We start from the raw sequence: 26,692 nt of genomic DNA on the forward strand, positions 1-26,692 counted from the left end.
CACGGCCCGTTCCCGACATCAGCCCGGCGCGATCCCCTCACGCAGCACAACAGCTTCGCCCAGCACACGCAAGGGCTACACGCCTGAAGCGGCGCCGAGCCGAAGCCGAGCCGAAACTGTGCACCACCGACAAAGCTCCCTGCACGCACGACACAGTCCAAAGCCCACAACGACCCTAAAGTCCATGGGCGAAGCCGTCATGGAGACGGCATCACCGACCAGAAGGACTGCACCGTGCAACGAGTATCCACGACGCTCCGCATGCGGATCGGAGTGCTGGGGGGTGCGGCTCTCCTCCTCGCCGCCGGCCTGAACGCCAGCCCGGTGATGACCACACAGGCCCACGCCGCCTACGGTCCGTGCAACACGGCGGTGAAGCGCACCGACGGGTTGGCCGTCAACAACTACTACACGGTTCCCGCGCGCACCGGTAACGGCCTGAACTGCTACATGCAGTGGCAGACGGGCAGCGTGAACGCCGTGAAGGCACTACAGACGGCGATCATTCGCTGCTACAGCGGCACCTACGCCGCAGACCGGATCCGCGCCACCGGAGGGGCGGACGGTACCTACGGCACCGGCACGGTGGATGCCGTCGAGTGGCTCCAGGCGAACCGCCTCGGCGTGAGCGCCGACGGCGTCTACGGGCCGACGACCCGTCAGAAGATGTTGTGGCCGGACTACTACCGCGATCCCGATGACGGGAGCGTTCAGTTCATCATGTGCTACAACCCGCCGTTCTAGACCACGACGCCCGTCGACGCTGACCTCCCTGCCGGAGGTCAGCGGGGTCGGGCCCCCGGCGGCCCGCTACGCCGACTCGGCGTCGTGCTCGGCAAGGATCTTGTCGATACGGGCCCGGTGCGCCGCCTCCCACTCGTCCAGGGTTTCCGCCGCCTCCTTGGCCGGCTTCGCCCGCGTGCACCGTCACTCCGCCGCACCGCACGTCACGGTTCAGCGGTTCAGCCGCCGCCTTGGACCCCGGGATGGGAATGACGCCCCGCGCGAAGACGGGAAAGCCCATCTCGCGCACCTCGGCCAGGTCACGGATCACCCCGTCGAGAACGAACCCCGCGATTCCGCGCCGTTGCGCGACGTACCTGTTCGCGGCCCAGAAGGTCGGCGAGCGTGGTCGGGGAAATGTCGTGGTATCCACTGACGCCACTCATGCAGCCGAGACTACTCAAGGCGCCCTCGCCGACTGTGCTGGTTACGCTCCGCCAGACGCGCGCTCAACGTCGACACGGGCGGTACGTAGTCCGGGCACTTGGGGCTGCCGCACTCGCACTTGGGCCACGCGAGCGACGCGCCCGGCCCGAGGAGCTGTTCCATGTCGCCTTCGGCGTTGCCGTCGATTTTCCGCACCACCAGCACCCCATCCGTACCGAACGTACTCATCAACCGGGACAGAACCCGCCGCGCGCCGCTGCCGCTCACTCCGCGACCCGCTTCAGCCCTTGTTCAACGCGCCGCAGCAGCTCAGGTGTCACCGGTGCGTACAGACGGGGGACGGAGTCCGGCACGAGCCGCCAGAAGCCGCCGCTGTGCACGACCGCGTCCAACTCGGCCACATCGGCGGAGACACGGGACGGTGTTCGAGTCTCTGGTTCGAACATGAGAGGGATGCACCTTCCGTCATTGCGCAATTACATTCCGTGCATCAAGAATCGGCAGATGAGGCCGTGTCCAAAAGGGCTTGGCCATAGCCGGGTTGCCGTTGGACACAGGGGAGTTGTCATGGGCGCACGGAAGCCGAACCCAGGTCAGAGGCCGTCGGCACGGCAGATGCTCGCGAAGGAACTGGCGCGGTTGCGGGAGGAGTCGGGGATGTCACTGGCCGCGTTGGGCGAGGAGACGACTTATGACCGTGCGTATCTGCACAGGCTTGAGACGGGGGCGCGCGCGGGATGAACACGACTTGACAGAAGAGATCGCCGCGCGGCTGGGACGACAAGATTTGCTGCGGCGGGAGGATGCCCCTCACTTCCGCGCGGTCCTGGACGAGTCCGTACTACGGCGCAAGACCCGGGACCCCAAGGAGTGGACGCGGCAATTGGAACACCTCTTGGAGACCAGCCAGTTGCCAAACGTCACGCTTCAGGTGTTGCCTTTTGATGCAGGGCCACACGGCCTGTTGGGCACATCCCTCACCGTCCTCTGGCTTCCGGACGGCAAGGCCGTGTCGTACACGGAAGACGCCCACTCGGGGAAGCTGATCGAAGATCCGTCAGAGGTCGAGAAACTACGGCTGTCCTACGATCTACTGAGGGACTTGGCCCTGTCGCCCCGGGATTCCGTGGCGTTCATCGAGCGATTGATGGAGGAGAACAACCATGCGTCCCCGACTCGACCTGAGCATCGCCCAGTGGCGTAAGTCCAGCTACAGCAACGGCGACGGCGGCAACTGCGTCGAGGTAGCCGACGGCTACCCCGGTGTCATCCCCGTCCGCGACAGCAAGACCCCCACCGGCCCGGTGCTCCTCCTCACTCCCGCCGCCTGGGGCGACTTCCTCAACTCGCTCTGACCCGTCTGGCCGACCACACCAGGAGTCCGGGGCCGTCGGGCGTGTGCACGGGCAGCCACGCGTCGTCGGCCTCGGGCAGGCGGGACTCGTCGAGCCGCAGGGGGTGCGGGCGCTCGGCGCTGCCGTCGCACGCCCAGAATCTGACGGCGCCGACGGCCGCACGTAGGGCGTCCAACCGCGCGCCCTCCCAGACATGGCCTCCGGCCCCGCCGCCCCGGAACGGCTCGAAGACCGCGGCGACCGCCTCGATCTCGCCGGATGTCCCGGACATGGGGACGAGGTAGCCCTCCGCCTGGCCCTGACGGCGCGAAGTGCCGCCGTACTCCTGCTGATAGAAAACACCGGTCGGCGCTGCGACCACGACGTGGGCCCAGTCACCGCCCGTACCGTCGGGGTCGATGAAAACAAATCGGGAAGTGGGGGAAGTGGCCATGGGGGAAGTCTCCAACATGGATCTCGCCGCCTACGAAGAACGCGCCCGCGACGGGCCCTGCTTCGTCTGCGCGTTCCTGCGTGGGGAGCCCGGCTACCGCCACGAGACCGTCTACGAGGACGACGCCCACATCGCCTTCCTCGATCGCTGGCCCACTCTCCCCGGCCGGGTACTCGTCGCACCCAAGGCGCATGTGGAGCATGTCGTACGGGAGTTGGACGAGGCGGCGTACACCCGGCTCATGCTCGTCGTACGGCGCGTCGCGCTCGCCGTGGAGCACGTACTCCGCCCGGAGCGTACGTATCTGCTCTCACTCGGCAGCCAACAGGCCAACTCCCACCTCCACTGGCACATCGCCGCGCTGCCGCCGGGTGTGCCGCCCGAGCGGCAGCAGTATCACGCGCTCATGGCGGAGAACGGGGTTCTGGCGCCGACCCCCGCCGAGATCGCCGCCTTGGTCATCAGTCTGCGGGCGGAGCTAAGCTGAGCGGTTTGACCCAGCGGCTCCACTGCTGCTGCGACTGGTAGCCGGCGTCGCGCCAGGCGTGGTGGGCGAGTTCGTTGTGGTCCAGGACCATGGCGTCGGCCCGTCGGCCGCCGAGTGCGACGAAGCGCTCGTGCGCGGCGGCGAGCAGCGCGGCGGCGATGCCCCGGCGGCGCCGGTCCGGGTCGACGGCCAGGCGGTACAGATGGCAGCGCCAGCCGTCGTAACCGGCGATGACCGTGCCGACGATGGCGCCGTCGTCCGCCTCGGCCACCAGCAGCGCGTCCGGGTCACGGGAGATGAGACGGGTGACCCCTGCCACGTCGTCGGTGATGCTGGCGCCCTCGGCCGACCGGGCCCAGAAGGCCAGCAGGGCGGGGACCTCGGCGGGGCTCGCGGTACGGATCTTGACCTTGCTCATGGTGGCTGTCTAGCAAAGGCGCACGCGCGCGAGCAGACATTTCCACCCTTCGGACATCGACTACGCCGCACCCGACGGCGGCAGCTCCACCCGTACCGACAGGCCGCCGCCCTCGCCCCCGGGCCGCGCTGTCACCGTGCCGCCGTGGGCCGTCACTATCGAGCGGACGATCGAGAGGCCCAGGCCCGCCCCCGGGCCCATACGGTCGCGGCCCTCGCCACGGCGGAAGGGCTCGAAGAAGGCCGGGATGTCCTCCGGAGCGATGTCGGGGCCGTCGTTGCGGACGGTCAGGGTCGTTCCCGAGACCGAGACGTCCACCTCGCCCTTCCCGTACGCCTGCGCGTTGGCCAGCAGATTGCCGACCAGCCGGTCCAGCAGCGCCCGGTTGCCCCGTACACCGCCCGGCTCCGTCACCGTCACCGCCAGCCCGTGCCGGGCCGACTCCTCCGTCACCAGGTCGCCCCAGTGGATCTCCTCCTGGTCCTCGACCTCCCGCTCACTGCGCGCCAGGACCAGCAGGCCCTCGATGAGCTGCTCGCTGCGGCGGTTGTTGTCGAGCAGCAGCTCCCTCGTACGGGCCAGTTCGTCCGGCGAGCCCGCGCCCGCGAGGCCCACCTGGATCGCGGTGCGCTGCGTGGCCAGCGGTGTACGCAGCTCGTGGGAGGCGTTCGCGATGAAGCGCCGCTGGCTGTCGAAGGCCCTCTGGAGCCGGCCGAGCAACTCGTCGAGCGTGTCGCCCAGTTCCTTCAGCTCGTCGTCGGGGCCGGTCGACCCGATCCGCTCGTGGAGGTTGTGCTCGGACAGCAGCCGCGCCTTCGCCGTCATCGCGTGCACGGGCCGCAGCACCCGCCCCGCCGTCCACCAGCCGACCGCGACCGCGCACAGCGCCATCACCACCAGCGCCCCCACCGACCAGAACATCAGCTCGTCCGAGGCGGCTTCGCTGACGTTGTCCGTGAGCTGGTACACGGTGACGGGCGCGAGCTGGCCCTCCTTGGTGAGGACGTAACCGTTGCCCGACGACGGCGGCTGCGCCGGTACGACGCGGGCCGCGATCTCGGCGGCCTCGGTCTGCGTACCGGCGCTGGACAGCAGGTTCACGACCGTGAGCAGGCAGCCGCCGAGGACGAGGAAGACCGCGCCGTAGACGAGAGCGATCCGTTCCCTGATCGCACCCGTCACAGGACGTAACCGCCTCCGTCCAGCTCCACCGGCCGGATCAGCGCCGGATCGCCGAGCTTGGCGCCCAGCTCCCCCACGCAGACACGTACGACACCCGAGAACGGATCGGTCTGCGCGTCCCACGCCCGCTCCAGCAGCTGCTGCGTGGTCACCGCCTCGCCGTCCGCCTCCAGCAGGATCTGGAGCACGGTCAGCTCCTTCACGGAGAGGTCGAGTGCCTTGCCGTCGCGCACCGCCGTACGGCTCACGGTGTCCAGCCGCACACCGCGCCGCTCCAGAGTGGGCTGTAACGCGCGCGCGTTGCGTCGGCGCAGCGCGCGCACGCGCGAGACCAGCTCGGGAAACTCGAAGGGCTTGCCCAGATAGTCGTCCGCGCCCAGGTCGAGCCCTTTCACGCGCTCTTCCATGGAGGAGGACGCGGTGAGCATCAGGATCCGGGTCCGGGAGCCGTCGGCGACGAGCTTGCGGGCGACGTCGTCGCCGTGGACGCGGGGGAGGTCGCGGTCGAGGACGACGACGTCGTAGTCGTGCAGTCCGAGATAGGCGAGGGCGGCGTCCCCGCTGTAGACGGTGTCGACGGCGAAACCGGCCCGCCGCAGCCCGGTGGCGATCAGCTCGGCCAGGATTTCCTCGTCCTCGGCGACCAGCACGCGCATGTTGACCCTTCCCGCCCCGCGCGGCAGCGCACGGGTGTCGTCCTTCTCCCTCTAAAGATGCGTGTGCCGGGGGAATAGGTTGTGTCGAACCCACACTCTTTAAGCACACTCTCAGGTTTGACCGAGGTGAAGGGAGCTGTGCCGGGCCGTTAGGATTTCGACCATGGCCGCCACTGGATCCGAAGAGCAGGGTGGGCGGGCGTACTACGTCACCACCCCCATTTACTACGTCAACGACGCTCCTCACCTGGGCCACGCCTACACGACCGTCGCAGGCGACGTGCTCACCCGCTGGCACCGCCAGCGGGGCGAGAAGGTGTGGTATCTCACCGGCACGGACGAGCACGGTCAGAAGATCATGCGCACGGCCGAGGCGAACGGTGTCACCCCGCAGGAGTGGGCGGACAAGCTCGTCGACGAGGCGTGGCGGCCTCTCTGGGAACACCTGGATATCGGACACGACGATTTCATCCGGACGACGGAGAAGCGCCACACCGACCGCGTCCAGGAGTTCGTGCAGGACCTGTTCGACAAGGACGAGATCTACAAGGGCGGCTACGAGGGCCCGTACTGCGTGGGCTGCGAGGAGTACAAACTCCCGGGCGAACTGCTCGACGGCGAAGGTGAGTTCGCGGGTCTGAAGATCTGTGCGATCCACAAGACGCCGGTGGAGATCCTCAAGGAGGAGAACTACTTCTTCAAGCTCAGCGAGTACGGCCCGAGGCTCCTGGAGCACTACGAGGCCAACCCGGGCTTCATCCAGCCGGAGTCCGCGCGCAACGAGGTCGTGAACTTCGTCCGGCAGGGGCTTCAGGACCTGTCGATCTCCCGGTCGACGTTCGACTGGGGCGTGCCGGTGCCGTGGGACGAGAAGCATGTGATCTACGTGTGGATCGACGCGCTCCTGAACTACGCGACAGCCGTGGGCTACAACGAGAACCCGGCGAAGTTCGAGGAGACCTTCCCCGCCGACGTCCACCTCGTCGGCAAGGACATCCTGCGTTTCCACGCGATCATCTGGCCCGCGATGCTGCTCGCGCAGGGCCTGCCGCTGCCCGGCAAGATCGCCGCGAACGGATGGCTGATGGTCGGCGGCGAGAAGATGTCCAAGTCGAATCTGACCGGCATCAAGCCGCAGGATCTGACCTCGCACTTCGGCGTGGACGCGTACCGCTGGTACTTCCTGCGGGCGATCTCGTTCGGGCAGGACGGCTCGTTCTCCTGGGAGGACTTCTCCGCCCGTTACACCTCCGAGCTGGCCAACGACTACGGCAACCTCGCGTCGCGTGTCGCGGCGATGGTCGGCAAGTACTACGGCGGCACGCTGCCGGAGACGACGTCCGGTGGGGTCGCGGAGCAGGCCGTACGGGACGGGCTGATCAAGGCGGTCACCGAGGCCGACCGGAAGATCGGCGAGGAGCTGGACTTCCAGGGCGGCATCCTGGCGATCTTCGACTTCGTGAAGCAGGTCAACGGCTACATCACGGAGCAGGAGCCCTGGAAGGTCGCGAAGGACACGTCCGCCGAGGGTCAGGCGGCGCTCGCGACGATCCTGTACACGGCGTCGGAGGCGCTGCGCGGGGTCGCGGTGCTGCTCAACCCGGTGATGCCGGACACGTCGCAGAAGCTGTGGGACTCGCTGGGCGCGGAGGCCGTGCTGGGCGCGCTGGCGGACCAGCGGGTCCAGGACGCGGGCACGTGGGGACAGCTCCCGGCGGGCACGACGGTGACGAAGGGCGCGGTGCTGTTCCCGCGCCTGGAGGAGAAGCCGGCGTAGCCGCTGGGGATTCCGGAGTTGTTCTCAAGCGCCGGACGGGCCGCGTGTGCGGCACGTCCGGCGCTGTCGCGAGCCGACTCCGTCAGCGGCCCAGTGACGACACGTCGCCCATCACCACCCGCGGGTGCTTCGACGGGTCCAGCCAGCGCAGCAGGTCCTTCATCCGCTTCATCGGGAGCGAGACGCAGCCCTGGGTCGGGCCGCCGTGGTCCACATGGATCCAGATGCCGCCGCCCCTGGACGCGCCCAGCGGGCGCGTCCAGTCCAGTGGGGTGGTGCCCGGCTCGCGGTTGTAGTTGATCGCCACCACATGGTCGAAGGACCCCGCCAGCGGTTCACCCTCGAAGCCCACGCCGCTCAGCGTGAAGGCCGGGCCCCGGTCGTACGGGAGTCTCGTCCCCGGGTCCGGCAGCCGGCCGCCCGCGTCCGTCAGACCGAAGACACCGATCGGGCTGCGGAGGTCGCCCTGCCGGTGGTCGTCGGTCCAGCCCTTCAGCGCGTTGTGCGCCGGCCAGGGGTCGGAGACCGACCGCCAGCCCTCGACGGGGTCCCGCTCGTAGAGGACCAGGGTGGCGCGGTTGGAGTCGGGGGCGTCGCCCGTGACCACGACGGCCTGGCGCGAGGACTCGGGGATCCGCGACCGGGTCTTCGGGCCGAGTGACGGGATCTCCCTGGGGCGTACGGTCCGCTGCTCGGCCGCCGCGTCCGGCACCGCCCGCCCCAGACCACCGCGTGCGCCGTCGCTCTCGTCGCCGCCCGCGCCCTTGTCGTCCACCGCCGTCGGGACGGACGATCCTCCGCCGCCCCCGAACCCGCCGCCGAGCCCGCCCGCGCAGCCGCTGAGCAGCAGGCCGCCGGCGAGGAGGAGGGCGGCCACTTGGTGCGGGCGTACCCGGTGAGACATGTGTGACCTTTCAGTTCGCATGGGCGTCTGTCCCCCCGGTTTCCTGGGCATGGGTGGTCGGAGCCCTGCTGGGCTCCGGATACAGCCCGGAGGCGGGACAGTCCGCACCGGCGATCATGGCGCGTACGTCGCCGAGGATCGGGGAACTCGCCCCCGCCCCGGCCGCGCAGACACTGACTTGGATGCCTATGTCGCCGGCGGGGCCCGGCCCCGCGAGCAGGACGCTGTACTCCTCGGTGCCCATGAGCTTGCGGCAGAGCACCGAGGGCTCCGCCGGCGCGGGGAGGGTGGGCGGGTCCGGCGTACGTACGCCCTCCGGCCGCTCCCCCGAGATCCGGTGCCACCTCGGCCACACCTCGGCGAGCGTCGTCCGGAGCAGGTCCTCCGCCAGGTGCGCGTCGCCCGTCAACAGCCAGGCCACCCGGAGCAGTCGCGGCCCGCGAGCGGAGACGAACGCCTCGAAGTCGCCGTCGCCCGGGTCCATCGTCTCGTCCCCCTCGCCAATCTGTTCGGTCATCCACGACCGGTCAACGTGCCGGAGGGGCTTTCAGGTTGCCCCTTGGCAAGAAGACGCCACGCGCGGGGGCCCGGAACCGTACGGTTCCGGGCCCCCTGCCGAACGAATGACAGCTGCGCGGCTACTTCGCGACCGGCTTGCGGAGCTGGATGTTCAGCTCGCGCAGCCGCGCCTCGTCCAGCTCGCTCGGCGCGCCCATCATCAGGTCCTGCGCGTTGCCGTTGAGCGGGAACGCGATCGTCTCGCGGATGTTGGGCTCGTCGGCGAGCAGCATCACGATGCGGTCGACGCCCGGCGCGATGCCGCCGTGCGGCGGGGCGCCGAGGCGGAACGCGCGCAGCATGCCCGCGAACTCGTGCTCGACGGTCTCGCGGTCGTACCCCGCGATCTCGAACGCCTTGAGCATCAGCTCCGGTTCGTGGTTCCTGATCGCGCCCGACGACAGCTCGATGCCGTTGCAGACGATGTCGTACTGCCACGCCAGAATGTCCAGCGGGTCCTTCGTCTCCAGGTCTTCGAGGCCGCCCTGCGGCATGGAGAACGGGTTGTGCGAGAAGTCGATCTTTCCGGTCTCCTCGTCCTTCTCGTACATCGGGAAGTCCACGACCCAGCAGAAGCGGAAGACGCCCTCCTCGAAGTGGCCGGACCGCTTGGCCGCCTCGACGCGGACCGCGCTCATGATCTTCGAGACCTCGTCGAACTCGCCCGCGCCGAAGAAGATCGCGTGGCCGGGCACGAGGGAGAGGCGCTCGGTGAGGACCTTGACGTTGTCCTCGGTGAGGAACTTGGCGATCGGGCCCGCCAGTGTGCCGTCCTCGCCGACCCGCACCCAGGCGAGGCCCTTGGCGCCCTGCTCGACCGCGTAGTCACCGAGGCCGTCGAAGAACTTCCGCGACTGGCCGGCCGTGTCCGGCACCGGGAGCGCGCGCACATGCTTGCCCGCGAACGCCTTGAACTCGGAGCCCTCGAAGACGTCCGAGATGTCGACCAGCTCCAGCTGGGCCCGCAGGTCCGGCTTGTCGTTGCCGTACTTGAGCATCGACTCGCGGAACGGGATGCGCGGGAAGGGGGATGTGACCTCGCGACCGCCGCCGAACTCGGTGAACAGCTCCGTCATCAGCTTCTCGATCGGCCGGAAGACGTCCTCCTGCTCGACGAAGGACATCTCCACGTCGAGCTGGTAGAACTCGCCGGGCGAGCGGTCGGCGCGGGCGTCCTCGTCGCGGAAGCAGGGCGCGATCTGGAAGTAGCGGTCGAAGCCGGCGATCATCAGCAGCTGCTTGAACTGCTGGGGGGCCTGCGGCAGCGCGTAGAACTTGCCCGGGTTCAGCCGGGAGGGGACCACGAAGTCGCGGGCGCCCTCGGGGGACGTCGCGGTCAGGATCGGGGTCGCCATCTCGTTGAAGCCCAGCGCGGTCATCTTGTGCCGGATGGCGGAGATGACGGCCGTACGCAGCAGGATGTTGCGGTGCATGCGCTCGCGGCGCAGGTCGAGGAAGCGGTATTCGAGCCGTCGCTCCTCGTTGACGCCGTCGTCGGTGTTGACCGTGAACGGCAGCGGGCCGGCGGCGCCGAGGACCTCGACCTCGCCGACCTCGATCTCGATCTCGCCGGTCGGCAGATCCGGGTTCACGTTGTCCGCGCCACGGGCGGAGACCTTGCCGTCGATACGGACGACGGTCTCCTTGGTGAGCTTGGAGAGCGCCTCGTTGGCGGGGGTGCCGGGGCGGGCGACGAGCTGGACGAGACCGTAGTGGTCGCGGAGATCGATGAAGAGGATGCCGCCCAGGTCTCGACGATTGTGCAGCCAGCCGCTCAGCCGGACGTCGGTGGAGACGTCAGAGGCGCGGAGCTCGCCGCAGGTGTGGGACCTGTACCGATGCATCGTCGTTCATCCAGTCTTAGCTCTTGGCGGGTGGGCTTGGCCGCACCAGGTTACCGGCAGGGCCAAGGGCGCTTCCCCCGCGTTTACGGGGTCTGCCCGCCCGGCCGGTCCCCGCCCCGGCCCGGCGCCCGGCCACCCGCACGGCTGCTTGACACCGCACTCTCGACCCGTACCGGTCTAAAGTGGTGCAATGCGCAGCGATGAGGTACTGGCCGCGATCGCGACCGGTCTGTGGCGCTGGGACAACGCGACCGGATACATCACCCTCGACGCGGAGGCGGCGCGGCTGTTCGGGCTGCCCGCCGAGCCGACGGTCCTCAGCGAGGGGGCCATGCGCGCGCGCCTGCATCCGGTCGACTGGGCCGAGAGCTACGGCATCGTGCGCCTCGCGGTCGCCGACGGGACGCTCGCCGAGGCCCATGTGCGGGTCGTGGGCGAGGACGGGGAGGTGATCCGTACCATCAGGTCCCGTTCGAAGCCGTTCGTCAGCAAGCACGAGTACGGCGACGACTACGAGCTGATCGGCACCGTTCAGGAGATCGTCGCGCCCCATGCGGGCGCGCTGACCGGCCAGAGCCCCGTCGCGGGCGACTGGCGGCGCTCACGCGAGGCGTTCCTCCTCGACGCCGGCCGGGCGCTCGCCGAGGCTCGCTCCACCGCCGAGGTGCTGCGGGTCGCGGCGTCGCTGTCGATGCCGGGCTTCTCCCTCGACGGGCTCGCCGTCTTCGGCATCGAGGGAGAGCATCTGACGATCATCGGGCACCACGGTCACCCGGACGGCGCGGAGGGGCCCTTCACGAACATGTCCGTGAACACGGACTACCCGGCGGCCGAGGTCGTACGGACCGGCCGGGCCATCTATCTGCCGACGCCCAAGGACTACCAGGACCGCTACCCCGCGACCTGGCCGCTGGTGCGGGGCTTCGGCCGCCGGTCCTGGGCCTTCGTGCCGCTGATCGTCGCCGGGCGCACGATGGGCGCCTGGATGGCGGCCTTCAAGAACCCGGTGACGTTCACGCCCGACGAGCGGTCCATCCTGACGACGGTCGCCAGGATGCTCGCGCAGGCGCTGGTGCGCGCGGATGTCGCGGAGACGGAGCGCGAGCTGTCGCTGGGACTCCAGCGCTCGATGATGCCGACGCTGGGGCCGGAAATCCCGGGGATGAGCGTGGCCGCGCGCTATGTGCCGACGGGCGGCGGGCTCCAGGTGGGCGGCGACTGGTACGACATGATCCCGCTGCCCGGCGGCCGGAAGGTGGCCCTGGTCATCGGGGACGTCCAGGGGCACGACGTACGGGCCGCGGGCCTGATGGGGCAGCTGCGGATCGCCCTGCGCGCGTACGCCGCCGAGGGGCACCGGCCGGACGCCGTGCTGGCACGGGCGTCGCGCTTTCTGCACGGCATGTACGAGTTCTCGGTCCCCCACGGCCTCACGTCCCCCGAGGACGAGGACGGTGAGGACCCCGAGTACAGCCTGGCGCGCTTCGCGACGTGCCTGTACATGGAGGTCGACCCGGACTCCGGCACGCTCGACATCGCACGGGCCGGGCATCCCGACCCGGTGATCCGTTCGGCGGACGGCACGGCCATCATCCGGCAGACGGCGGGTGGGCTGCCGCTGGGCATCGAGGCGGACTCGAACTACCCGACGACCCGGGTCGTCCTGGAGCCCGGCGACACGATGATGCTCTGCACCGACGGGCTGATCGAGACCGGCGGCCACGACATGCTGAGCGGCTGGACGCGGCTGCGGCCGGTGCTGGAGAACAACACGGGCGCGTCGTTGGAGAAGCTCGCCGACGCGCTGGTGGACGCGGTCCACGGCCCCGGCTCGCACTACACGACGGGCCCGCTCGCCGACCGCCGCGAGGACGACATCGCGCTGATGCTGCTCTCGCGGGACATCGCACCGGCGGTACCGGCACGACCGCACCCGCGCCGTACGGTGCTGACGATCTCCCAGGCCGAACCTGAGCAGGTCGCGGCCGCGCGAGGGCAGTTGAAGGAGTTGCTGCACGACTGGCGGGACGAGGAACAGGTCGACTCGGCGGTGCTGATGGTCTCCGAGATGGCCACGAACGTGCTCCTCCACACGGACGGCGACGCGGTGCTGATCGCGGAGGCGGCGGGGGAGCGGGGCAAACGCCGTCTGCGTGTGGAGGTCGCGGACGCGAGCGACGAACTCCCCCACAAGCGCAAGCCGGGCGAGCTGGCGTCGAGCGGCCGGGGCCTGGTGCTGATGGAGATGCTGGCGGACGCGTGGGGGGTGGACCCGCGGGGCGAGGGGAAGTCGATCTGGTTCGAGATCTACGAAGAGGGCGACGCGGGCTGACCCCGGTCACGCCCCTGTGGTCCCCGTCACGGGGTGCTCGTCTCGTACCGTTCGCGGATCTCCGACAGGACTCCGAACGCCGCCGCCGTCAGTGGGACCGCCAGCAGCGTTCCCAGGATTCCCGCCACGCTCGCGCCCGCCGTGATCGCCAGCATCACGACCGCCGGATGCATCTGCACCGTACGGCTCTGGATCACCGGCTGGAGCACATGGCCCTCCAGGACCTGCACGGCGAGCACGACCCCGAGCGCCCACAGCGCGATCACCACGCCACGGTCGGCGAGCGCGACGAGCACCGCGACGGCGCCGGTCAGGAACGCGCCCAGGTAAGGGATGTACGCGCCGACGAACACCAGCGCCCCCAGCCCCACCGCGCCCGGCACTCGCAGGATCAGCAGGCCGACGGTGATGCAGATCGCGTCGATGAACGCGATGAAGGTCGTACCGCGCATGAAGCCCTCGACGGCCCCGTACGCCCGCCGTGCCATCGCCTCCACCACGTCGCCGGTACGGCGCGGGGCGACGGAGCGCAGCGCGCCGGCGACCCGGTCGGAGTCCTTGAGGAAGAAGAAGATCAGCAGCAGCGCGAGGACGGCGGTGGCGATCAGCTCGCCGACGACGCTGAGCCCGGTGATCACGCCGGAGGCGGCCGTACCGCCGAACTTGCCAAGCAGGTTCCTCGCGTTCGACGCGATGTCGTCGAGCGACGTCCCGGCGGCCCCGAACTGCTTGCTGAGGTCCCGCCCGGCCTGCTTGAGCGAGTCGACGATCTGGTCGCCGGTCTCGATGAGCGCGGTGACGACGACGTATCCGGCTCCGCCGACGACCGCGACGACGGCCAGACAGGTCACCCCGGCTGCCAGGGACTTGGGCACCCTCATGGCGACCAGTCGCCGGTAGAGGGGGCCGAGCAGCGCGGCCCCGAGGATCGCGAGCAGTACGGGGGTGACGGCCGTCTTGAAGGTGATGACGATCCACACCCCGACGGCGACGACACCGGCGACGAGCAGCACGACGGCGCACCAGGCACCCACCCGCCAGACCTCGGGGGGCAGCACGCCGGGCGGACCCCCGCGCGAGTTCTCCATCCGCCCACCCGACCATGCCGTCCGGGCCTGGGCCCCACGGATGGGGCCGGGTGGGTGACGGAGTGTCACTCACAGGTGGAGCGGGGCGGATCGCGGCGGGGCGGATCGCGGCGGGGTGCGCGACCGGGGTGGGGCGAGAGGGCCCCACCCCGGTCGGACCGACTTACGCGGCGTCCGCCGGCACCGTGCCCAGCCGGCCGGACTGGAAGTCCTCGAAGGCCCGCTTCAACTCGGCGTGACTGTTCATCACGAACGGACCGTAGTGCGCCATCGGCTCCCGGATCGGCCGGCCGCCCAGCAGGACGACCTCCAGGTCCGGCGTGTTCGAGTCCTGGGACTCGTCCGCGCGGACCGTCAGCGACGACCCGGCGCCGAAGACCGCCGTCTGCCCCATGTGCACGGGCCGCCGGTCGGGACCGGCCGCGCCTCGGCCGGCCAGGACGTACGCGAGACCGTTGAAGTCCTCGCGCCACGGCAGCGTGACCTCGGCACCCGGCCGCACCGTCGCGTGGATCATCGTGATCGGCGTGTGCGTGACGCCCGGCCCCTCGTGCCCGTCCAGCGAGCCCGCGATCACCCGCAGCAGCGCGCCTCCGTCGTGCGAGGTCAGGAGCTGCACCTGGCCGCCGCGGATGTCCTGGTAGCGCGGGTCCATCATCTTGTCGGCCGCGGGCAGGTTCACCCAGAGCTGGAGGCCGTGGAAGAGACCGCCCGACATCACGAGCGACTCCGGCGGCGCCTCGATGTGCAGCAGGCCGGAGCCCGCCGTCATCCACTGCGTGTCGCCGTTGCGGATCGTTCCGCCGCCACCGTTGCTGTCCTGGTGGATGAAGGTGCCGTCGATCAGGTAGGTCACGGTCTCGAAGCCGCGGTGCGGGTGCCAGGGGGTGCCCTTCGGCTCTCCCGGCGCGTACTCCACCTCGCCCATCTGGTCCATCATGATGAACGGGTCGAGGTGCTGGTAGTTGATCCCCGCGAACGCCCGGCGCACCGGGAAGCCCTCGCCCTCGAAGCCACCGGGTGCGGTGGACACGGCGAGAACGGGCCGGGCGACGGCGTCGGCGGCCGCCGTGACACGGGGAAGGGTGAGTGGGTTTTCGACGGTCACAGCGGGCATTGGGGGCCTCCTCGGCTTCTGGCTCCAATTTAGTTGAACGGTGAACATCTGACAAGGCAGCCGGTATTCCGCACGCGTGTCACGCGCTTCACGCAGAGAGATCCGGCGCCGGCCGGGGTTCAGCCGCGCAGCCGTCAGCGGTGCGGCCGCAGGCGGTAAGCCCGGTTAGCCGCACAACGGTTCAGCCGTACATCCGCCAGCCGTACATCCGCGAGCCGTCAGCCGCGCAGCCGTCAGCCGTACATCCGCCGCATCGCGAAGTCCACCATCTGCTCCACGGCCTTGGCGTCGAACACCATCCGGTGCTCACCCTCCATGTCGATCACGAAGCCGTACCCCGTCGGCAGCAGATCGATCACCTCGGCACCCGTGATCACGAAGTACTTCGACTCCTTGCCCGCGTACCGCCGCAGCTCCTTGAGCGTGCTGAACATCGGGATGACCGGCTGCTGGGTGTTGTGCAGGGCCAGGAAGCCGGGGTTGTCACCGCGCGGGCAGTAGACCTTCGACGTCGCGAAGATCTGCTGGAAGTCCTCGGCGGAGAGCGACCCGGTCGTGAACGCCCGCACCGCGTCCGCCAGCGAGGGAGGGGACGGCTCGGGGTACAGCGGCTGCTCCCCGTATCCGCCGCCGCCCATCGGCTGCTGCGGGGGTGCGTACTGCTGCTGAGGGCCAGCGTTCTGGTCGTAGCCGTACATGCCGCCAAGACTACTGAGGAAAAGGCCCGCCGATGGGCCGCATGGGCTCCTCGTCGTCCTCGTCACAGATGTCCGGTAGGGGTTGCATCTTATTACCGACGGGTAGCATCATCGGAGCCACTACTGATACGCGTACGAGGAATCTGCCTCCCAACCGCTTACGGAGCCGTCGCCATGGGGCACTACAAGTCGAATCTCCGCGACATCGAGTTCAACCTCTTCGAGGTCCTCGGGCGCGACAAGCTGTACGGCTCGGGCCCGTTCGCGGAGATGGACGTCGAGACAGCCAAGACGATTCTCTCCGAGGTCACCAAGCTCGCCGAGTCCGAGCTGGCCGCCTCCTACGCCGACGCGGACCGCAATCCTCCCGTCTTCGACCCGGAGACCAACACCGCTCCCGTGCCCGCCTCCTTCAAGAAGAGCTATCAGGCCTTCATGGACTCGGAGTACTGGCGTCTCGGCCTGCCCGAGGAGATCGGCGGCACCACCTCGCCCCGCTCCCTGATCTGGGCGTACGCGGAGCTGCTGCTCGGCGCCAACCCGGCGATCTGGATGTACACCTCGGGCCCGGCCTTCGCCGGCATCCTCTTCCAGGAGGGCAACGAGGCACAGAAGAAGATCGCCGAGATCGCCGTCGAGAAGCAGTGGGGCTCCACGATGGTGCTCACCGAGCCCGACGCGGGCTCGGACGTGGGCGCCGGCCGGACGAAGGCCGTCCAGCAGGAGGACGGCTCCTGGCACATCGAGGGTGTGAAGCGGTTCATCACCTCCGGCGAGCACGACATGTCGGACAACATCCTCCATTACGTGCTGGCTCGCCCCGAGGGCGCGGGACCCGGCACCAAGGGCCTGTCCCTCTTCCTCGTACCTAAGTACGAGTTCGACTGGGAGACCGGCGAGCTGGGCGAGCGCAACGGTGCGTACGCGACGAACGTCGAGCACAAGATGGGCCTCAAGGCGTCGAACACGTGCGAGCTGACCTTCGGCGACCGGCACCCCGCCAAGGGCTGGCTGATCGGTGACAAGCACGAGGGCATCCGCCAGATGTTCATGATCATCGAGTTCGCCCGGATGATGGTCGGCACGAAGGCCATCGCCGCGCTCTCGACGGGCTATCTGAACGCGCTGGAGTACGCGAAGGAGCGCGTCCAGGGCCCGGACCTCTCGCAGTTCATGGACAAGAGCGCGCCCAAGGTCACCATCACGCACCACCCGGACGTACGCCGCTCGCTGATGACGCAGAAGGCGTACGCCGAGGGCATGCGCTCGCTGGTGCTCTACACCGCCTCCCTCCAGGACGAGATCGCCAAGAAGGAGGCGGAGGGCGAGGACGTCAAGGCGGACCACGCGCTGAACGACCTGCTGCTGCCGATCGTGAAGGGCTACGGCTCCGAGAAGTCGTACGAGCAGCTGGCCCAGTCGCTCCAGACGCTCGGCGGCTCCGGGTATCTCCAGGAGTACCCGATCGAGCAGTACATCCGCGACGCCAAGATCGACACTCTTTACGAGGGCACCACCGCCATCCAGGGCCAGGACTTCTTCTTCCGGAAGATCGTCCGTGACCAGGGGCAGGCGCTGAACGCGCTGTCCGAGGAGATCAAGCAGTTCCTCGCCGTCGGGACGGGGGGCGCCGAGCTGGCGCCGGCCCGTGACGCGCTCGCCAAGGCGGCCGTCGACCTGGAGGCGATCGTCGGCAGGATGCTGACCGACCTCTCCGCCACCGCCGAGGACGTCAAGAACATCTACAAGGTGGGCCTCAACACCACCCGCCTGCTGATGGCCTCGGGCGATGTCGTCGTCGGCTATCTGCTGCTGCGCGGTGCGGCGGTGGCCGTGGAGAAGCTGGAGACGGCGTCCGCGAAGGACGTCCCCTTCTACCAGGGCAAGATCGCGGCGGCGAAGTTCTTCGCGGCGAGCGTCCTGCCGGGGGTCACGGTGGAGCGCGCGGTGGCCGAGTCGGTCGACAACTCGCTGATGGAGCTGGACGAAGCCGCCTTCTGATGCGGTGAGCGGGTCTTCTTCGATCGCCGGACGGGCCGATGACGGCCTGTCCGGCGATTTCGCTGTCCGGTCCGGGGTTCTTCGCCGTACCGGTGATGTCGGTGCAGGGCGACGTCGGTGCCAGGCGATTTCGGTATAGGGAGATTTCGGTGTACGGGGATGTCGGTGTACCGGACAGGCATGGTCCGCCGTCCGGGTCCGAGGCGCCGGCGGCCGTCTCGTTATGGTGATCCCATGAGCAGATCCGCCCGCTTCGACCGCGGCCACACCGACGACCTGATGACCTTCCTCGCAGCCAGCCCCACGCCGTACCACGCGGTGGCGAGCGCGGCCGAGCGCCTGGAGAAGGCCGGCTTCCGGCAGGTCCAGGAGACGGACGCGTGGGAGGGGACCACCGGCGGCAAGTATGTCCTGCGCGGCGGGGCGCTCCTCGCCTGGTACGTCCCGGAAGGGGCCGAGCCGCACACGCCGTTCCGGATCGTCGGCGCGCACACGGACTCCCCCAACCTCCGGGTGAAGCCGATCCCGGACACCGGTGCGTACGGCTGGCGGCAGGTCGCCGTCGAGGTGTACGGCGGGCCGCTGCTCAACACCTGGCTCGACCGGGACCTCGGGCTGGCCGGCCGTATCTCCCTGCGCGACGGCAGCCACCGGCTCGTCAACGTGGACCGGCCGCTGATGCGCGTACCGCAGCTGGCCGTACATCTGGACCGCGGCGTCAACACGGACGGTCTGAAGCTCAACCCGCAACGGCACATGCAGCCGATCTGGGGGCTCGGCGAGGTCGAGGAGGGCGACCTGATCCGCTTCGTCGCCGAGGAGGCCGGGGCCGAGGCGTCGGACATCACCGGCTGGGACCTGATGCCGCACTCCGTCGAGCCGCCCGCCTACCTCGGGCGCGACCGCGAACTGGTCGCCGGGCCGCGGATGGACAACCTGCTGTCGGTGCACGCCGGTACGGCCGCGCTGGCCGCCGTCGCGGGGTCCGCCGCTTCGGGTACGAAGCTGCCGTACATCCCGGTCCTCGCCGCCTTCGACCACGAGGAGAGCGGCTCGCAGTCGGACACCGGCGCCGACGGGCCCCTGCTGGGGACGGTGATGGAGCGCTCGGTTCTGGCGCGCGGCGGTTCGTACGAGGACCGGGCGCGGGCCCTGGCCGGCACGGTCTGCCTCTCCTCCGACACCGGGCACGCCGTGCACCCCAACTACCCGGAGCGGCACGACCCGACGCACCACCCGCGTGCCAACGGCGGCCCGATCCTCAAGGTCAACGTCAACATGCGGTACGCCACGGACGGCGGCGGGCGCGCGCTGTTCGCGGCGGCCTGCGAGCGGGCGGGGGTGCCGTGGCAGACGTTCGTCTCGAACAACTCGATGCCCTGCGGCACGACCATCGGCCCGATCACCGCGGCCCGGCACGGCATCAAGACGGTCGACATCGGGGCGGCGATCGTCTCGATGCACAGCGCGCGTGAACTGTGCGGCGCGGACGACCCGTTCCTGCTGGCGAACGCGCTGGCCGCGTTCCTGGAGAGCTGAATTCCCTTCTCCTGCATGGGTGTTCCGGGGCCGGGTACCCGCATAAGCGGCCCGGGAATGGCCACCAGTCGTAACAGGAGGCGGGATTCATGGGCATAGGCGGATGCATCGCACTCATCGCGGTGGGGGCGATCCTCACCTTCGCGACGGACTGGGAGGCCGAGAGCGTCAACCTCGACCTGGTCGGGGTGATCCTCATGGCGGTCGGCCTCATCGGCATCGCGACGTTCACGAGCATCGCGAAGCGCCGGCGCGCGGTCGTCGCACCCCCGACGGTCATCGAACGCGACCACCGGTAGGCGCCGGTAGGCGCCCTCAACCCCTGCGAGCCGGCGAGCCGGCAGCCCTAGGCGTCCAGTCCGGCAAGCACCAGACCCAGCCGGGCCGCGCCGGACTGGGTGACGCGTACGGGCACACCCCAGTCCTGCTGGTGCACATGGCACGCCGGGTACTCGATCTCCGGCGCGTCGTCGCAGGACGCGGCCATCGCCGAGACATGCAGCACGCCCTCGGTGACGCCGTCCGACAGCACCAGCTCACGCCCCAGCTCGGTCCCGGCACCGGCGCCTTCCGCCAGCAGCTCCGGCGGGGTGGCGGAGACCAGGAGCCGGGTCGAGGGACCGTAACGGGTGTCCAGCTTCTGCCCCTTGGGCGCCTCGAAGACCACGTCGAGCCGCAGCGCGCCCGGCGCGACATCGGTCGCGGCGCGCCGCGTGCGGTGCGCGACCGACTCGACGCGTACGGCCTCGTCGGGCAGCCGCAGCCGGGTCAGCCGGTGCCGGGCGGACTCGACCACGACGATGTCGTCACCGACGAGCACCGCGCCGGACGGCTCGCGCAGATCGGTGGCGAGCGTCGTGACCTCGCCGGTCGCCGGGTCGTAGCGGCGCAGGGCGTGGTTGTAGGTGTCGGAGACGGCGACCGAGCCGTCCGGCAGCGCGGTCACGCCGAGCGGGTGCTGGAGCAGGGCCTGGCCGGCGGGGCCGTCGCGGTGACCGAAGTCGAAGAGCCCGGTCCCGACGGCGGTCCGGACGGCGAAGCCGTCCCCGTCCCGCTCCACGTACCGCAGGGCGCTGGTCTCGGAATCGGCGACCCACAGCCGGTCATCGGTCGCGGCCAGCCCGGACGGCTGCGCGAACCACGCCTCGGCGGCGGGCCCGTCGACCAGCCCCTCGTTGGTGGTCCCGGCCGCGACTCCGACGGTGCCGGTATTCGGATCGTACGTCCACAGCTGGTGCACCCCTGCCATCGCGATCCACAACCGGTCGTTCCACCAGGCCACGTCCCACGGCGAGGAGAGCGCCACGTCGAGCGCGGGCCCGTGGGCCGGCGAGCCCTGCCACCACTGCCGGCCGGTGCCGGCGAGGGTCTCGACGGCACCGGAGGCGGGGTTGTACTCGCGGACGGCGTGGTTCACGGTGTCGGCGACGGCGATACGGCCGTTCGGCAGCTGGGCGAGCCCCTGCGGTTCGTTGAACGACTCGGGCCCGAAGCCGCGCTCGCCGCCGCCGATCCGCCGTACGACACTCTCGCCGTCTGCCGCCAGCTCGACGAGCTGGTGCCGGGTGGTGTCGGAGACCAGGAAGTTCCCCGAGTCCAGGGTGACCACCTTGCCGGGAAAGCGCAGGTCGGTGGCGACCGGCTCGGGCGCCACATACGGCCCGTCACCGCGCCGCAGCGTGCCCTTCGCGGCGTGCTCCGCCTCCAGCTCCTCCACCAGCTTCTCGATGGCGTGCGCGTGCCCCTCGCCGGCGTGCTGCGCGACGACGTACCCCTCGGGGTCGATCACGACGAGCGTGGGCCAGGCCCGTACCGCGTACTGCTTCCAGGTCGCCAGCTCCGGATCGTCCAGGACGGGGTGGTGCACCTCGTACCGCTCGACGGCGTCCACGACGGCGGCGTGTTCGGCCTCGTGGACGAACTTCGGTGAGTGGACGCCGATGGTAACCACGGTGTCGCTGTGCTTCTGCTCCAGCTCGCGCAACTCGTCGATGACATGCAGACAGTTGATGCAGCAGAAGGTCCAGAAGTCGAGCAGAACGATGCGTCCGCGCAGGTCGGCCAGGGTGAGCGCGTTGCCTCCGGTGTTCAGCCAGCCGCCCTTGCCGACCAGCTCGGGAGCACGGACACGGGCACGGCGGCGAGGGGCGGGAGGGGGTGCTGAGGCGGAGGCGTCGTTCATGGTTCCAGGGTGCCATCCGGCTCGGACAACGCCACCTCGTGGTCGCCGTCCCCGGTCGCCTCCCCAAGAGAAGCCAGGTGTACGGGCTACCGCGTACCGCTCGGGCCACGCCCGCCGGGGACGGGTGCGTGCGTCCGCGCGGGTGCGGGGGCGCCAGGTCGTGTCGTCGAAGGAGCGCCGCCCGCCCGCGGGGCGGGGCCCGCGGCGGCTGGTGCGGTGCATCACAAGGCGGGACGCTGAAGACGGACCTACACGCGTCCGCCGCCTCCGGCCGCGACCACCAGGACCTCGCCCGCCTCCGTACGGAAGTAGAGCACCGACCGCCCCGCCCGCCGACGGCCGATCAGGCCCGCGTCCCGCAGCACCCTGAGGTGGCGGCCCACCGAGCCCAGGCCCTGGCCGGTCAGTGCCACCAGTTGCGTCGTGCTCTTCGGGGAACCGAGCAGGGCCAGCACCGCGGCCCGGCCGGGACCGAGCAGGGCGCGCAGCGGCTCGGGCACCGGCGGCCGGCCGCCCTCGTGGGCCAGGGCCCCGGCGCACGGGTACACCACGGCGTACCGGTCGGCGTCCCACGACACCCAGCTCTGCCGCGGCGTCACCGGCACGAACATCAGCCGCGCCCCGGGGATCTCCTGCGACCGGTCCGCGCGGGTGGAGATCTGGAGCCTGCTCCCGCCGAGCCAGCGCATCCCGCGGCGCATGTCGCCCAGTGCGCTCGCCCAGCCGCCCCGGCTCAGCTGCGCCGTACGCGCGACGACGTCCGCCTCGATGAGGCGCCGGCGCCGTGGCCAGTACGGCAGCACCGTCTCGGCCCACACCCACTCCACCACCGCCGCCGCCCGCTCCGGCAGATCGTCGCGGCCGGCGAGGAGCGCGGGGAGCGGGCCGTTCAGGGAGACGAGCAGGTCGGCGCGGACGGTCGCGGGCGGGGCGTCCCGTATCCGCGTCAGCTCGGACTCGAAGGTCTGCTCGGTCAGGGCCCGACCGGTGGGCGTGGGGGTGATGAAGTCCGCGTTCCAGGTGCGGCCGAAGGCCGCCCGTACGAGCAGGGCCGCGACCGGGTCGTCGGCCTGCCGGGCCCGGTAGGCGGGCAGATGGGTGTCGAGCCACGCGCGCTCGCCCGGGTGCGCGGCCCGGCCTTCTTCCAGCGCCCGCAGGCTCGCCACCGCCTCCGTAAGAGGCGACACGACGAACCGGCTCCCGGCGAGCGTGTCCGCGTCGACCTGCCACCAGCCCATGTCATCCCTCCCGCCCCCGTCATGTTTCGCCCTCCCGCGAAACATTAACGCCCTGTCCCGCGCGCCTCGGAGACTCCGGACATGCGCACCTACCAAGAGCTTTTCCGCACGCCGGAGTTCACCCCGCTCTTCCTCACCTCGGCCGGGCAGGTCGCGGCCCAGACGGTGAGCGGGCTGGCGCTGAGCACGCTCGTCTACACGGCGACCGGCTCGCCGCTGCTCTCCGCGCTCGCCATGTTCGGCCCCTCCCTCGCCCAGGTGCTCGGTGCGACAATGCTGCTGTCGGCGGCCGACCGGCTTCCTCCGCGCGCCACGCTGACCACGCTGTCGCTGATCTTCGCCCTCGGCACGGCCGCCACCGCCCTGCCGGGTCTGCCCGTCCCCGCGGTCCTCGCGATCGTGCTCAGTCTCGGCACCGTCTCCGCGCTCGGCGGCGGCGTGCGCTACGGGCTCCTCAACGAAGTCCTCTCCAGGGAGGGCTATCTGCTCGGCCGGTCCGCGATCAACATGTCCGCGGGTCTGATGCAGATATGCGGCTTCGCCGCCGGGGGTGTGCTGGTCGCGTTCCTGTCACCGCGCGGCGCCCTGCTCACCGGCGCCGGGCTGTACCTCGTGGCGGCGGCCGTCGCGCGGCTCGGCCTCGGTAAGAGGGCGCCGCGCGCCACCGGCCGCCCCTCGGTCGCCCAGACCTGGCGGAACAACGCGCGCCTGTGGTCGTCCCGCGCCCGCCGCACCGTCTATCTGGCGCTGTGGGTGCCCAACGGTCTGGTCGTCGGCTGTGAATCCCTGTACGTGCCCTACGCCCCCGAACACGCGGGGCTGCTCTTCGCCGCCGGTGCGGCGGGCATGCTCGCCGGGGACATCCTGATCGGCCGCTTCGTCCCCCGCCGGTGGCGCTCGCACCTCGCGGTCCCGTTGTTGCTGCTGCTCGCCGTGCCGCACCTGTTCTTCTTCCTCGACCCGGCGCTCCCGCTCGCCGTACCGCTCGTGACGCTCGCGACGGTCGGCTACGCGGCGAGCCTCGTCTCCCAGGAGCGGCTGATGGCCCTGACACCGGACGAGCTGAGCGGGCACGCGCTCGGGCTGCACTCCTCCGGCATGCTCACGATGCAGGGCGTGTGCGCCCTCCTGGCGGGCACCGTCGCCGAGCAGACCTCGCCGGCGACGGGCATCGCGGTACTGGCGGCGGCCTCCGTCGCTGTCACGCTCCTGCTGGCGCGCGGGCTGCGGGAGAAGGCGGCGCCGCCGACGGACGTCGTCATCCGTACGCGTGCAGGTGACGCCGTACCACTGTCGCCCAGGGGCCCTGTGGGTACGGATCCGGCATGAAGTACTTGGTGCGCGACAAGATCTTCGCCATCGGCGACGACTACTGGATCGAGGACGAGCAGGGCCGCCAGGCCTTCCTCGTGGACGGAAAGGCGCTGCGGCTGCGCGACACCCTGGAGCTGAAGGACCCTCAGGGTCGCGTGCTGGTCACGCTCCGTCAGAAGCTGCTGAGCCTGCGGGACGCGATGACGATCGAGCGGGACGGTGAGCCGCTCGCCACCATCCGTAAGAAGAAGCTGTCGCTGCTCCGCAACCACTACCGGGTGGGACTCGCAGACGGTACCGAGCTGGACGTGAGCGGGCGGATCCTGGACCGCGAGTTCGCGGTCGAGTACGACGGCGAGCTGCTGGCGCACGTCTCGCGCCGGTGGTTCCGGGTGCGGGAGACGTACGCCGTGGATGTGATCAGGGACGAAGCGGACCCGTCGCTGCTGATCGCGGTCGCGGTGTGTGTGATCCGGATGGCGGAGAAGGAGCGTGAGGAGGGCTGAGGGGTGGCCGCCGTTCGGGAGCGGGCCCGCCCCCCGTGAGAGGCGGACGGGCCCGGACGGCGCGGCTCAGCCGCGGGGCGCCGTCACGCCCAGCAGACGGTCCTTCAGCACCGGGAACTGCTCGCGCGTCGTCGCGACCTTCGCCGGGTCGAACTCGACGGTCAGGACCTCCTCGCCGGTCCCCGCCTCCGCCAGCACCTCGCCCCAGGGGTCGACCACGATGCTGTGCCCGGACTGCTCCACCCCGGCGTGCGTGCCGGCGGTCGAGCAGGCGAGCACGTACGCCTGGTTCTCCACCGCGCGCGCCTGCGCCAGCAGCGTCCAGTGCGCGCGGCGGCGGGCCGGCCAGCCCGCCGGGACCACGAAGAGCTGCGCGCCCTCGTCGAGCAGCCCCCGGAACAGCTCGGGAAACCGCAGGTCGTAGCAGGTCGCGAGACCCATCACCGCGTCCGGCAGGGCGACGGTCACCAGCTCGTCGCCCGCGCCCATCAGGGTCGCCTCGCCCTTGTCGAACCCGAAGCGGTGGATCTTGCGGTACGAGCGTACGAGGGAGCCGTCCGGCGCGATGACGAGCGCGGTGTTGTAGAGGTCGGACGCACCGTCCAGAACAGCCTCGGGGGCACGTTCCACGATGGACCCGGCGTGCAGCCAGACGCCCGCGTCGCGCGCCGCCTCCGACATCTCCTGGAACGTCGGGCCGTCCAGCGTCTCCGCCTCGGCGGCGAACGACTCGTAAGCGAAAGCACCCACCGGCCAGAGCTCGGGCAGGACCACGAGGTCGGCGCCGCGCTGCTGCCGTACCAAGGAGGCGGCGCGTTGCCTACGGGAATTGACCGATTCGTCCGGGTCTACTGCGATCTGGATGAGGGAGGCGCGCACACTACCACCGTCCTGGCATTCGAGCCTTCTACACGGGCCTACGATCGTCACACGAAAGCACTGCCGGGGTGCCAACGGGCAGCGTAACTTAGGCTTTCGAACCTCCCACGCAGCCCACAGCCCGCCGCCCGCAGCCAGCAGCCCAGCCCGCTAACCGCAGAACCGTCGAGGGGTCCCGTGACCGTCCATCCCAGCCTTCAAACCTACGCCGACGCCTGGTCCCACTCCATTGAAGCCATAGCCGAGCTGGTGCAGCCACTCGTCGAGGGTGAGTGGAACCGGCCCACGCCGTGCCCCGGCTGGTCGGTGCGGGACATCGTCTCGCACGTCATCGGTCTGGAGTGCGAGATGCTCGGGGACCCACGCCCCATCCACACCCTGCCGCGCGACCTCTATCACGTGCGGAGCGAGATCTCCCGCTACATGGAGATGCAGGTGGACGTACGGCGCCACCACACCGCTCCGGAGATGACCTCCGAGCTCGAATACACGATCATCCGCCGTAACCGCCAGCTGCGGAACGAGAACCGTGCGCCCGACGCCATGGTCCGCGCCCCGCTCGGCACCGAGCAGACGCTCGAACAGGCCATGCGGGCACGCGCGTTCGACATCTGGGTGCACGAGCAGGACCTGCGTACGACGCTGAGCAAGCCCGGCAACCTCGACTCCGGCGGCGCGCTGGTGACCCGCGACGCGCTCCTGGAAGCGCTCCCGAAGGTCGTCGCGAAGGGCGCCGGGGCCCCGCCGAACACGGCGGTCGTCTTCGACGTGCACGGCCCCCTCGAATTCCTGCGGACGGTCCGGGTCGACGCGGACGGCCGCGGCACGATCGACGGCTCGCCCTCGCTCGGTCCCGCGGTGACGCTGGCGATGGACTGGGAGACGTACTTCCGGCTGGCGTGCGGGCGGGTACGGGCCGCCGCGGTGCCGGACCGGATCAAGACGGACGGGGACGCGGAGCTGGCGGCGGCGATCCTGCGGGAGTTCGCGGTCACGCAGTAGCGCCGCGCGCCT

Annotated in this window: 28 protein-coding genes and 1 pseudogene; 13 read left to right on the forward strand and 16 right to left on the reverse strand. The window is 70.3% G+C overall.

Going from position 1 to position 26,692, the window contains the following annotated elements; genetic code table 11:
- Nucleotides 1-261 precede the first annotated feature (261 nt).
- A complete protein-coding gene (locus ACIBBB_RS25950) occupies nt 262-744 on the forward strand; it encodes a peptidoglycan-binding domain-containing protein (protein WP_398985951.1) in 483 nt (160 codons plus the stop codon).
- 66 nt (nt 745-810) lie between these two features.
- Here the strand turns inward: ACIBBB_RS25950 and ACIBBB_RS25955 are convergent.
- The 3 genes and pseudogenes from ACIBBB_RS25955 to ACIBBB_RS25965 all read right to left on the reverse strand — a co-directional run.
- Nucleotides 811-1,096, reverse strand: a pseudogene (locus tag ACIBBB_RS25955) (RraA family protein); the annotation flags it as partial.
- A gap of 83 nt (nt 1,097-1,179) precedes the next feature.
- Nucleotides 1,180-1,398, reverse strand: a complete 219-nt coding sequence (locus ACIBBB_RS25960; protein ID WP_398985953.1) for a hypothetical protein — start codon at nt 1,396-1,398, stop codon at nt 1,180-1,182.
- A gap of 35 nt (nt 1,399-1,433) precedes the next feature.
- Nucleotides 1,434-1,616 carry a hypothetical protein gene (locus ACIBBB_RS25965; RefSeq protein ID WP_398985955.1) on the reverse strand — a complete coding sequence of 61 codons (183 nt, stop codon included), beginning with the start codon at nt 1,614-1,616 and terminating at the stop codon, nt 1,434-1,436.
- Between the two features lie 121 nt (nt 1,617-1,737).
- Here ACIBBB_RS25965 and ACIBBB_RS25970 point away from each other — a divergent pair, with 121 nt between their 5' ends.
- From ACIBBB_RS25970 to ACIBBB_RS25980, 3 genes are read left to right on the forward strand one after another with little or no spacing between them, the layout of a single operon-like run.
- Entirely contained in the window at nt 1,738-1,911 is a 174-nt protein-coding gene (locus ACIBBB_RS25970; protein WP_398985957.1) for a helix-turn-helix domain-containing protein, read from the forward strand.
- A gap of 7 nt (nt 1,912-1,918) precedes the next feature.
- Nucleotides 1,919-2,374: a DUF5753 domain-containing protein gene (locus ACIBBB_RS25975; RefSeq protein ID WP_398985959.1), complete on the forward strand. Its 456-nt coding sequence runs from the start codon at nt 1,919-1,921 to the stop codon at nt 2,372-2,374.
- Nucleotides 2,334-2,525 carry a DUF397 domain-containing protein gene (locus tag ACIBBB_RS25980; RefSeq protein WP_398985961.1) on the forward strand — a complete coding sequence of 64 codons (192 nt, stop codon included), beginning with the start codon at nt 2,334-2,336 and terminating at the stop codon, nt 2,523-2,525. Before ACIBBB_RS25975 ends, ACIBBB_RS25980 begins: the two co-directional genes overlap by 41 nt.
- Here ACIBBB_RS25980 and ACIBBB_RS25985 read toward each other — a convergent pair.
- A complete protein-coding gene (locus ACIBBB_RS25985; RefSeq protein ID WP_398985963.1) occupies nt 2,512-2,958 on the reverse strand; it encodes a DUF6210 family protein in 447 nt (148 codons plus the stop codon). The genes ACIBBB_RS25980 and ACIBBB_RS25985 overlap by 14 nt on opposite strands.
- Here ACIBBB_RS25985 and ACIBBB_RS25990 point away from each other — a divergent pair.
- Entirely contained in the window at nt 2,957-3,445 is a 489-nt protein-coding gene (locus tag ACIBBB_RS25990; RefSeq protein ID WP_398985965.1) for an HIT family protein, read from the forward strand. The genes ACIBBB_RS25985 and ACIBBB_RS25990 overlap by 2 nt on opposite strands.
- Here the strand turns inward: ACIBBB_RS25990 and ACIBBB_RS25995 are convergent.
- Genes ACIBBB_RS25995 through ACIBBB_RS26005 form a run of 3 tightly spaced genes read right to left on the reverse strand, consistent with a single transcriptional unit; the run spans nt 3,420 to nt 5,701 of the window.
- Entirely contained in the window at nt 3,420-3,863 is a 444-nt protein-coding gene (locus ACIBBB_RS25995) for a GNAT family N-acetyltransferase (protein WP_398985967.1), read from the reverse strand. The genes ACIBBB_RS25990 and ACIBBB_RS25995 overlap by 26 nt on opposite strands.
- Before the next feature lie 60 nt (nt 3,864-3,923).
- Nucleotides 3,924-5,045, reverse strand: coding sequence for an ATP-binding protein (locus ACIBBB_RS26000; protein WP_398985969.1), 1,122 nt, complete (start codon nt 5,043-5,045; stop codon nt 3,924-3,926).
- Nucleotides 5,042-5,701 carry a response regulator transcription factor gene (locus ACIBBB_RS26005; protein WP_398985971.1) on the reverse strand — a complete coding sequence of 220 codons (660 nt, stop codon included), beginning with the start codon at nt 5,699-5,701 and terminating at the stop codon, nt 5,042-5,044. The genes ACIBBB_RS26000 and ACIBBB_RS26005 overlap by 4 nt, the downstream gene beginning before the upstream one ends.
- 163 nt (nt 5,702-5,864) lie before the next feature.
- Between ACIBBB_RS26005 and metG the strand changes: the two genes are divergently transcribed.
- On the forward strand, nt 5,865-7,478 hold the full coding sequence (gene metG / locus ACIBBB_RS26010) for a methionine--tRNA ligase (protein ID WP_398985972.1): 1,614 nt from the start codon (nt 5,865-5,867) through the stop codon (nt 7,476-7,478).
- 82 nt (nt 7,479-7,560) lie between these two features.
- On the opposite strand, the gene ACIBBB_RS26015 is transcribed toward metG, so the two are convergent.
- The 3 genes from ACIBBB_RS26015 to aspS form a co-directional block, all read right to left on the reverse strand.
- Nucleotides 7,561-8,382, reverse strand: coding sequence for a L,D-transpeptidase family protein (locus ACIBBB_RS26015; protein WP_398985974.1), 822 nt, complete (start codon nt 8,380-8,382; stop codon nt 7,561-7,563).
- A 10-nt stretch (nt 8,383-8,392) separates the two neighbouring features.
- Complete coding sequence (locus tag ACIBBB_RS26020) at nt 8,393-8,899, reverse strand: hypothetical protein (RefSeq protein WP_398985976.1); 507 nt, start codon at nt 8,897-8,899, stop codon at nt 8,393-8,395.
- Between the two features lie 121 nt (nt 8,900-9,020).
- On the reverse strand, nt 9,021-10,784 hold the full coding sequence (aspS, locus tag ACIBBB_RS26025; RefSeq protein ID WP_398985978.1) for an aspartate--tRNA ligase: 1,764 nt from the start codon (nt 10,782-10,784) through the stop codon (nt 9,021-9,023).
- Between the two features lie 190 nt (nt 10,785-10,974).
- Between aspS and ACIBBB_RS26030 the strand changes: the two genes are divergently transcribed.
- Complete coding sequence (locus ACIBBB_RS26030; RefSeq protein ID WP_398985980.1) at nt 10,975-13,116, forward strand: SpoIIE family protein phosphatase; 2,142 nt, start codon at nt 10,975-10,977, stop codon at nt 13,114-13,116.
- A 26-nt stretch (nt 13,117-13,142) separates the two neighbouring features.
- Here the strand turns inward: ACIBBB_RS26030 and ACIBBB_RS26035 are convergent, their stop codons facing one another.
- The 3 genes from ACIBBB_RS26035 to ACIBBB_RS26045 all read right to left on the reverse strand — a co-directional run bounded on the left by ACIBBB_RS26035 (nt 13,143) and on the right by ACIBBB_RS26045 (nt 16,019).
- Nucleotides 13,143-14,204 carry an AI-2E family transporter gene (locus ACIBBB_RS26035; RefSeq protein ID WP_398985982.1) on the reverse strand — a complete coding sequence of 354 codons (1,062 nt, stop codon included), beginning with the start codon at nt 14,202-14,204 and terminating at the stop codon, nt 13,143-13,145.
- Nucleotides 14,205-14,367: 163 nt separating this feature from the next.
- The gene (locus ACIBBB_RS26040; RefSeq protein WP_398985984.1) at nt 14,368-15,321 is read right to left on the reverse strand and encodes a pirin family protein; all 954 of its coding nucleotides are present in this window, start codon (nt 15,319-15,321) and stop codon (nt 14,368-14,370) included.
- 233 nt (nt 15,322-15,554) lie between these two features.
- Nucleotides 15,555-16,019, reverse strand: coding sequence for an SseB family protein (locus ACIBBB_RS26045; RefSeq protein WP_189106118.1), 465 nt, complete (start codon nt 16,017-16,019; stop codon nt 15,555-15,557).
- Nucleotides 16,020-16,193: 174 nt separating this feature from the next.
- Here ACIBBB_RS26045 and ACIBBB_RS26050 point away from each other — a divergent pair, with 174 nt between their 5' ends.
- The 3 genes from ACIBBB_RS26050 to ACIBBB_RS26060 all read left to right on the forward strand — a co-directional run bounded on the left by ACIBBB_RS26050 (nt 16,194) and on the right by ACIBBB_RS26060 (nt 19,858).
- Nucleotides 16,194-18,020, forward strand: coding sequence for an acyl-CoA dehydrogenase (locus tag ACIBBB_RS26050; RefSeq protein WP_398985986.1), 1,827 nt, complete (start codon nt 16,194-16,196; stop codon nt 18,018-18,020).
- A gap of 234 nt (nt 18,021-18,254) precedes the next feature.
- Nucleotides 18,255-19,559 (forward strand): M18 family aminopeptidase, encoded by a 1,305-nt coding sequence (locus ACIBBB_RS26055; RefSeq protein ID WP_398985988.1) that lies wholly within the window; start codon nt 18,255-18,257, stop codon nt 19,557-19,559.
- 89 nt (nt 19,560-19,648) lie between these two features.
- Nucleotides 19,649-19,858 carry a DUF6458 family protein gene (locus ACIBBB_RS26060; protein WP_398985990.1) on the forward strand — a complete coding sequence of 70 codons (210 nt, stop codon included), beginning with the start codon at nt 19,649-19,651 and terminating at the stop codon, nt 19,856-19,858.
- 47 nt (nt 19,859-19,905) lie between these two features.
- Here the strand turns inward: ACIBBB_RS26060 and ACIBBB_RS26065 are convergent, their stop codons facing one another.
- Entirely contained in the window at nt 19,906-21,741 is a 1,836-nt protein-coding gene (locus tag ACIBBB_RS26065) for an NHL domain-containing thioredoxin family protein (RefSeq protein WP_398985992.1), read from the reverse strand.
- Nucleotides 21,742-21,989: 248 nt separating this feature from the next.
- Nucleotides 21,990-22,979: an ArsR/SmtB family transcription factor gene (locus ACIBBB_RS26070; protein WP_398985994.1), complete on the reverse strand. Its 990-nt coding sequence runs from the start codon at nt 22,977-22,979 to the stop codon at nt 21,990-21,992.
- Between the two features lie 81 nt (nt 22,980-23,060).
- Here ACIBBB_RS26070 and ACIBBB_RS26075 point away from each other — a divergent pair, with 81 nt between their 5' ends.
- Together ACIBBB_RS26075 and ACIBBB_RS26080 are read left to right on the forward strand one after the other, a co-directional pair.
- Complete coding sequence (locus tag ACIBBB_RS26075; protein ID WP_398985996.1) at nt 23,061-24,308, forward strand: MFS transporter; 1,248 nt, start codon at nt 23,061-23,063, stop codon at nt 24,306-24,308.
- Nucleotides 24,305-24,799, forward strand: coding sequence for an LURP-one-related/scramblase family protein (locus ACIBBB_RS26080; protein WP_398985998.1), 495 nt, complete (start codon nt 24,305-24,307; stop codon nt 24,797-24,799). The genes ACIBBB_RS26075 and ACIBBB_RS26080 overlap by 4 nt, the downstream gene beginning before the upstream one ends.
- A gap of 66 nt (nt 24,800-24,865) precedes the next feature.
- Here ACIBBB_RS26080 and ACIBBB_RS26085 read toward each other — a convergent pair whose 3' ends face one another.
- Complete coding sequence (locus ACIBBB_RS26085; RefSeq protein ID WP_398986000.1) at nt 24,866-25,678, reverse strand: carbon-nitrogen family hydrolase; 813 nt, start codon at nt 25,676-25,678, stop codon at nt 24,866-24,868.
- A 177-nt stretch (nt 25,679-25,855) separates the two neighbouring features.
- Between ACIBBB_RS26085 and ACIBBB_RS26090 the strand changes: the two genes are divergently transcribed.
- A complete protein-coding gene (locus ACIBBB_RS26090; protein ID WP_398986002.1) occupies nt 25,856-26,680 on the forward strand; it encodes a maleylpyruvate isomerase family mycothiol-dependent enzyme in 825 nt (274 codons plus the stop codon).
- Nucleotides 26,681-26,692 lie beyond the last annotated feature (12 nt).

Source organism: Streptomyces sp. NPDC051217 (assembly GCF_044455465.1).
Lineage (GTDB): Bacteria > Actinomycetota > Actinomycetes > Streptomycetales > Streptomycetaceae > Streptomyces.

Bases quoted from the DNA above. Each gene is read 5' to 3' on its own strand.
- ACIBBB_RS25950 (WP_398985951.1), top strand. From the start codon at position 262: ATGCGGATCGGAGTGCTGGGGGGTGCGGCTCTCCTCCTCGCCGCCGGC.
- ACIBBB_RS25960 (WP_398985953.1), bottom strand. From the start codon at position 1,398: ATGAGTACGTTCGGTACGGATGGGGTGCTGGTGGTGCGGAAAATCGAC.
- ACIBBB_RS25965 (WP_398985955.1), bottom strand. From the start codon at position 1,616: ATGTTCGAACCAGAGACTCGAACACCGTCCCGTGTCTCCGCCGATGTG.
- ACIBBB_RS25970 (WP_398985957.1), top strand. From the start codon at position 1,738: ATGGGCGCACGGAAGCCGAACCCAGGTCAGAGGCCGTCGGCACGGCAG.
- ACIBBB_RS25980 (WP_398985961.1), top strand. From the start codon at position 2,334: ATGCGTCCCCGACTCGACCTGAGCATCGCCCAGTGGCGTAAGTCCAGC.
- ACIBBB_RS25990 (WP_398985965.1), top strand. From the start codon at position 2,957: ATGGGGGAAGTCTCCAACATGGATCTCGCCGCCTACGAAGAACGCGCC.
- ACIBBB_RS25985 (WP_398985963.1), bottom strand. From the start codon at position 2,958: ATGGCCACTTCCCCCACTTCCCGATTTGTTTTCATCGACCCCGACGGT.
- ACIBBB_RS25995 (WP_398985967.1), bottom strand. From the start codon at position 3,863: ATGAGCAAGGTCAAGATCCGTACCGCGAGCCCCGCCGAGGTCCCCGCC.
- ACIBBB_RS26005 (WP_398985971.1), bottom strand. From the start codon at position 5,701: ATGCGCGTGCTGGTCGCCGAGGACGAGGAAATCCTGGCCGAGCTGATC.
- metG (WP_398985972.1), top strand. From the start codon at position 5,865: ATGGCCGCCACTGGATCCGAAGAGCAGGGTGGGCGGGCGTACTACGTC.
- ACIBBB_RS26015 (WP_398985974.1), bottom strand. From the start codon at position 8,382: ATGTCTCACCGGGTACGCCCGCACCAAGTGGCCGCCCTCCTCCTCGCC.
- ACIBBB_RS26020 (WP_398985976.1), bottom strand. From the start codon at position 8,899: ATGACCGAACAGATTGGCGAGGGGGACGAGACGATGGACCCGGGCGAC.
- aspS (WP_398985978.1), bottom strand. From the start codon at position 10,784: ATGCATCGGTACAGGTCCCACACCTGCGGCGAGCTCCGCGCCTCTGAC.
- ACIBBB_RS26030 (WP_398985980.1), top strand. From the start codon at position 10,975: ATGCGCAGCGATGAGGTACTGGCCGCGATCGCGACCGGTCTGTGGCGC.
- ACIBBB_RS26035 (WP_398985982.1), bottom strand. From the start codon at position 14,204: ATGGAGAACTCGCGCGGGGGTCCGCCCGGCGTGCTGCCCCCCGAGGTC.
- ACIBBB_RS26040 (WP_398985984.1), bottom strand. From the start codon at position 15,321: ATGCCCGCTGTGACCGTCGAAAACCCACTCACCCTTCCCCGTGTCACG.
- ACIBBB_RS26045 (WP_189106118.1), bottom strand. From the start codon at position 16,019: ATGTACGGCTACGACCAGAACGCTGGCCCTCAGCAGCAGTACGCACCC.
- ACIBBB_RS26050 (WP_398985986.1), top strand. From the start codon at position 16,194: ATGGGGCACTACAAGTCGAATCTCCGCGACATCGAGTTCAACCTCTTC.
- ACIBBB_RS26055 (WP_398985988.1), top strand. From the start codon at position 18,255: ATGAGCAGATCCGCCCGCTTCGACCGCGGCCACACCGACGACCTGATG.
- ACIBBB_RS26060 (WP_398985990.1), top strand. From the start codon at position 19,649: ATGGGCATAGGCGGATGCATCGCACTCATCGCGGTGGGGGCGATCCTC.
- ACIBBB_RS26065 (WP_398985992.1), bottom strand. From the start codon at position 21,741: ATGAACGACGCCTCCGCCTCAGCACCCCCTCCCGCCCCTCGCCGCCGT.
- ACIBBB_RS26070 (WP_398985994.1), bottom strand. From the start codon at position 22,979: ATGGGCTGGTGGCAGGTCGACGCGGACACGCTCGCCGGGAGCCGGTTC.
- ACIBBB_RS26075 (WP_398985996.1), top strand. From the start codon at position 23,061: ATGCGCACCTACCAAGAGCTTTTCCGCACGCCGGAGTTCACCCCGCTC.
- ACIBBB_RS26080 (WP_398985998.1), top strand. From the start codon at position 24,305: ATGAAGTACTTGGTGCGCGACAAGATCTTCGCCATCGGCGACGACTAC.